Source organism: Bradyrhizobium retamae (genome assembly GCF_001440415.1).
GTDB lineage: Bacteria > Pseudomonadota > Alphaproteobacteria > Rhizobiales > Xanthobacteraceae > Bradyrhizobium > Bradyrhizobium retamae.
Window position 1 is genome coordinate 1 of the sequence record NZ_LLYA01000051.1, and the last position, 4,126, is coordinate 4,126.

The 4,126-nt window shown below is 61.3% G+C and carries 5 protein-coding genes and 2 pseudogenes; 4 read left to right on the forward strand and 3 right to left on the reverse strand.

All coding sequences use genetic code 11. The features are described 5' to 3' along the window. Positions 1-80: 80 nt before the first annotated feature. Positions 81-191 (forward strand): annotated as a pseudogene (locus CQ13_RS40705) (integrase core domain-containing protein); the annotation flags it as partial. 418 nt (positions 192-609) lie between these two features. After that, positions 610-804, forward strand: coding sequence for a hypothetical protein (locus CQ13_RS45415; RefSeq protein WP_245309089.1), 195 nt, complete (start codon positions 610-612; stop codon positions 802-804). A 73-nt stretch (positions 805-877) separates the two neighbouring features. Here CQ13_RS45415 and CQ13_RS08325 read toward each other — a convergent pair whose 3' ends face one another. Both CQ13_RS08325 and CQ13_RS08330 read right to left on the reverse strand, forming a co-directional pair. Further along, the gene (locus CQ13_RS08325) at positions 878-2,299 is read right to left on the reverse strand and encodes a recombinase family protein (RefSeq protein WP_347337019.1); all 1,422 of its coding nucleotides are present in this window, start codon (positions 2,297-2,299) and stop codon (positions 878-880) included. Continuing rightward, complete coding sequence (locus CQ13_RS08330) at positions 2,247-2,417, reverse strand: hypothetical protein (protein WP_197427279.1); 171 nt, start codon at positions 2,415-2,417, stop codon at positions 2,247-2,249. The genes CQ13_RS08325 and CQ13_RS08330 overlap by 53 nt, the downstream gene beginning before the upstream one ends. Positions 2,418-2,843: 426 nt before the next feature. Here CQ13_RS08330 and CQ13_RS42680 point away from each other — a divergent pair. Continuing rightward, positions 2,844-3,022, forward strand: a pseudogene (locus tag CQ13_RS42680) (IS3 family transposase); the annotation flags it as partial. Between the two features lie 42 nt (positions 3,023-3,064). Then, positions 3,065-3,340: a hypothetical protein gene (locus tag CQ13_RS08335; protein WP_057842516.1), complete on the forward strand. Its 276-nt coding sequence runs from the start codon at positions 3,065-3,067 to the stop codon at positions 3,338-3,340. Positions 3,341-3,470: 130 nt separating this feature from the next. Here CQ13_RS08335 and CQ13_RS08340 read toward each other — a convergent pair. Continuing rightward, on the reverse strand, positions 3,471-4,126 hold a 656-nt coding region (locus CQ13_RS08340), incomplete at its 5' end, for an IS630 family transposase (protein WP_156433581.1).

Genomic DNA, 4,126 nt, shown 5'->3' on the forward strand with positions numbered 1-4,126 from the left:
TTGTGAATTGCTCCTGTTGGTGGTTCCGTACATCGCCAATATATCGCCGGCTCCGAGGGAGCGGGGCCGTCTTTCCCATCAACGGCCGGCTGCGGGATGAGTTGTTGAACGAGACCCTGTTCACGTCACTGGCCCAAGCCCGCGTCGCGCTTGCATGCTGGCGGGCCGATTACAACCGCGCATCAGAACACCCATCTGTCTATGTTGTGAAGAGAAGAGACTTTGCTGATTGGGATGTGATCCCGTGGGGTATCTTGGGTTCTGTCGCGCTCGTTCGGCGATGGATTGAGCAGCAGTTGTTATCAGTGAGGTGCGGGCGAAGATCCAAGGACCATCCGATAGCGGATGGAAGGCTTCAATCTCGCCGGCTTCAGCGGCCAGCCGGAGCGTCTTGGGCGCGATCTTCAGGAGCTTTGCGGCGTTGCCAAGGTTGAGCCAAGGTTCGATCCCGTCATCGGCGGGCTTGAACACCGGGATGTGGTAGTTCGAGCGCATTGATGTGACGCGCTCGCGGGTCCAGCGATTGCCGTTGCCCGTCTTGAGGCCGTTGCGGTTGAGGAGGCCGGCAATCAGTGCGTCGCTGGCGATCAGCACCAGTTGACGCACGGCTTGGATGATATCGGCAGAGGTGCTGTTGCGCTGTCCGCGCCGGCGCTTCGGCAAGCGCAACTCGCTGTGGGCGCCACCCACCCAATGGACGATGAGAACGATCTCGGAGGCCGCGTCGTCGATATCGGCCACGACCTCATGGATGAGGGTGCGCACAATGCGCTTCTTGAGGCGAGCATCGGTCGTCGGCGCTGACCAGACGGTTCGCAGGTTCGACGCTAGGACGCCGAGCGAGGCCGGAGCAACGGCGGGAGCAGGTGTACTTGCATCATGCGCGGCAAGTTTGGCCTCGACCTCCGCCACATGGACGAGCGCCCCCTTCAAGCTCGCTCGCCACCAGCCGGTTCGCGGGGTCTGCGGCATCGTATTGCCGGAAAGCCCTGTCGGCGGCATAGCGCGCCGCTTCCAGATCGCGACTGAGAGCATCGCGCACTTGATCCCGTCGTTCTCCGGCTGCCTTGGCGGCAGCGGTTGCAGCGGCGATAGCGCCCGGACCGACAACGCCAAGCAGTGCTTCCTCGATTGCATCATCGACGCGCAATCCGCCGAAGGCGATGCAGTGAGGGCCGCCATTGTCCATCCAGGCGCGGCTGCAGCTGTAGCGCGGGATATGGTGCTTCATGCCTGAGTACCGGAGTGTGAGCTTGCGGCCGCAGCGCTTGCACCAGATCAGACCGGCCAGCAGCGCGTCTCCATGCTTGGGCGCGCCGTGATGCCGACCAGTGGGAATGTTGCTGCTGACCATGGCGCGGATCGCCTCGAACCTCTCCCAGCTCACATACCCGTCGTGGGTATTGGGCTTCAACGTCAACCATTCGTTCCGCGTCTTGCGGCGGATCTTCACGCTCACGCCCTCGGCGGTGTATCCCGCCGCCACAGCCGTCTTACCATAGGCATAGGCGCCGCCGTAGACCGGGTTCTCAATGATCCGGTGGATGGCGGAGTAACTCGGTCGCCGCCAGGCCGTGTCGCCGTTGGTCTGCTTCACCGGCAGATCGAGATTGAACTCATGGAGCCAGCAGAGCGCCTGTCGCGCGCTGCCCAGTTCCTCGACCTTGTCGAACACCAGCTTGATCGCTTCCTGGACACGCCGGTCCAAATCTTTCTCATAACGGTCGCCGGCTTTTACGAAGCCGACGGGCGCTGCCACAACCAACTCGCCGCGGCGCGCCTTCTCGTAGCGGGCCGAGAGCGAGCGCTGGCGCAACAGATCCAGTTCGTACTCGTTGAGGCTGCCCTTGAGCCCGAGCAGCAGGCGGTCGTTACCGTGCCTCGGTGCATAGATGGTCTCCTGATCGACCAGAACGGTATCGACCACGCGGCACATCTCGATGAGTTGCTGCCAATCCCGGCTGTTGCGAGCGAAGCGTGAGACCTCGCGGGCGCAAACCGCACCAACCTTACCAAGGCAAACCTCCGCTACCATTCGCTCGAAACCGGCGCGTAGTACGCCGCCGGCGGCCGAACGACCGAGATCATCATCGATCACTTCGATCTCTGACCACCCGAGTGCCGTCAGTCGGTCCCGCATGGCGTATTGCAACGCGCTGCTCTCGCGATTGTGCAACACTTGATGGGCCGAGGATTGACGCACGTAAAGAATCGCCTTGCGCTCCAGATGATGAGGCCTGACCTTGTCAGAGATCATGACCAACCTCCTTCGCGCGCGGCGTCGCTGTCGTCGCAGCATGATCGAGGATCAACTGCGTCATCAGGCTCGTGAGGGCCGCTCGCGCTTCCGCCGGCAGCTCCGGCCATGCGGGCGCGCCGACGGCGCCGTTCGGCAGGTCGCTCCCGAACAGATCCATCTGCGGCTGCGGCCGTGGTTGTCGATTGTGTTGGTATCCGCTCCCTGGCATTGCCGTCTCGCGTGACATGGGTCTCTCCCCGATTCTGGTCGTGAGAGGCTCTGGATGCGCCAGAAAGCAGGGCAGCTGATGGCGTTCGATCCTTCAACACCCGATCGAGAAGCGCAGAGAGCGCCGCAAGTGCCTCGATGCTGACAAACGGCTGAGCTGACAAAAGCCAGGGGTCAGGGCATGCCGTCCGGTCGAACATCCATGCCGGGACTTCCAGCCAACGTTCTGCTTGCGACCCATCCAGCGTGCAGCGGAAAACGACATAACCAGCCTTGTCGACGGCCCCATGAACGCAAACTCGGCGACCAAACCAGGGATGATGTCGATAAAGAACCTCGCGAAGAACGGTCCTGTGGGCGTTCTCAAACGTTGTTGTACAACGACGCACGACCACACTCGCAGCTCGGATGGAGAACCCCGTCCGAGTTCGCCATGCCCCGTCACCGCGCCGGGATCTGGCGCTGCGCTATGCCGAAGGCTCCGCGCCAGCTCCCGTCACTACCACCGCCCAACCAGGCAAATCCACCAGCCGGGGCGAACTCAGAACCGGATAAAACTTGGGAGTAAGGTCATAACTCATCACCAAGGTCGAGAGCATGGCGGGCGCCATCGCAGACACGATAGATTCGGCTCCATTTGCACTGGATCATCCGCCGGTGCGCGACGACATTGAACGCGTGCACGCGTCAAAGCTCCCTGGGGAGCTATTGGAAGGAAGGACCGTCCTTATATCTGGCGCCGCCGGTATGCTTCCTGCGGCAATGGTCGACGTATTGATGGCTGCGCGCACCGGTCCGAAGAAACTCGATGTCAGGGTCGTGTCCTTGTCCGTTCCGCTGAGCGCGCATGGCTGCGATTTGGCCATTGGCTGAAGGACGACGCCTTCTTGCTCCTCGTGCAAGACGTGACTACAACCCACTCCGCGCGACTCAAGCCGCAAATCAATATTTACGCTGCAAGTCAGGCGATTCCTAGATTAGCGTTTTCTTGGTTCGAATCATATCAGGCGGCGTCGACGAGTTTGTGGGACCACGTGTGGATGACCGGATGGCGATTGACGTCGTCGATACCGGCCATGATGCGCTCCTTGAGTTCGTGTTTTGAGGCCACCCGGATGTGGCGGAGGACTGAACGGGCGAACTTGGAGAAGAATCCCTCGATGAGATTGAGCCATGAGCCGTGCTTGGGCGTGAAGGTGAGCTCGAAGCGCCCGCTTGGTCGAGTGGCGAGCCAGGCTCTGGTTTCTCGCGAGATGTGCGCGGAATGATTGTCGAGGATCAACTTGATCGCAGTGTTCGGCGGATAGGCGTCATCGATAAGCCTGAGGAGTTCGACGAACTCTCGACTGCGATGGCGATCTTTGACAAGGGCGTGGACCTTGCCGGTGAGCAGATCAATCCCAGCCAACAGGCTGAGCGTGCCATGGCGTTTGTATTCATGATCGCGCGCAAAGCTGGCGTGGACGCCAGGCTTGGGCGGCAAATCTGGCGCCGTCGTTGCGATGGCCTGGATTCCCGGCTTCTCGTCGCAGGAGACAATCGTCACCGGCTTTCCCCGCCGCTTTCCCTTGGCAGAGGCTTTCTTCAGGACTTCGACTTCGCGGTAGACGCACAGCACCTCCGCCATCTTCTGTTCGAACTCGGCGTCGCGATTTTGAT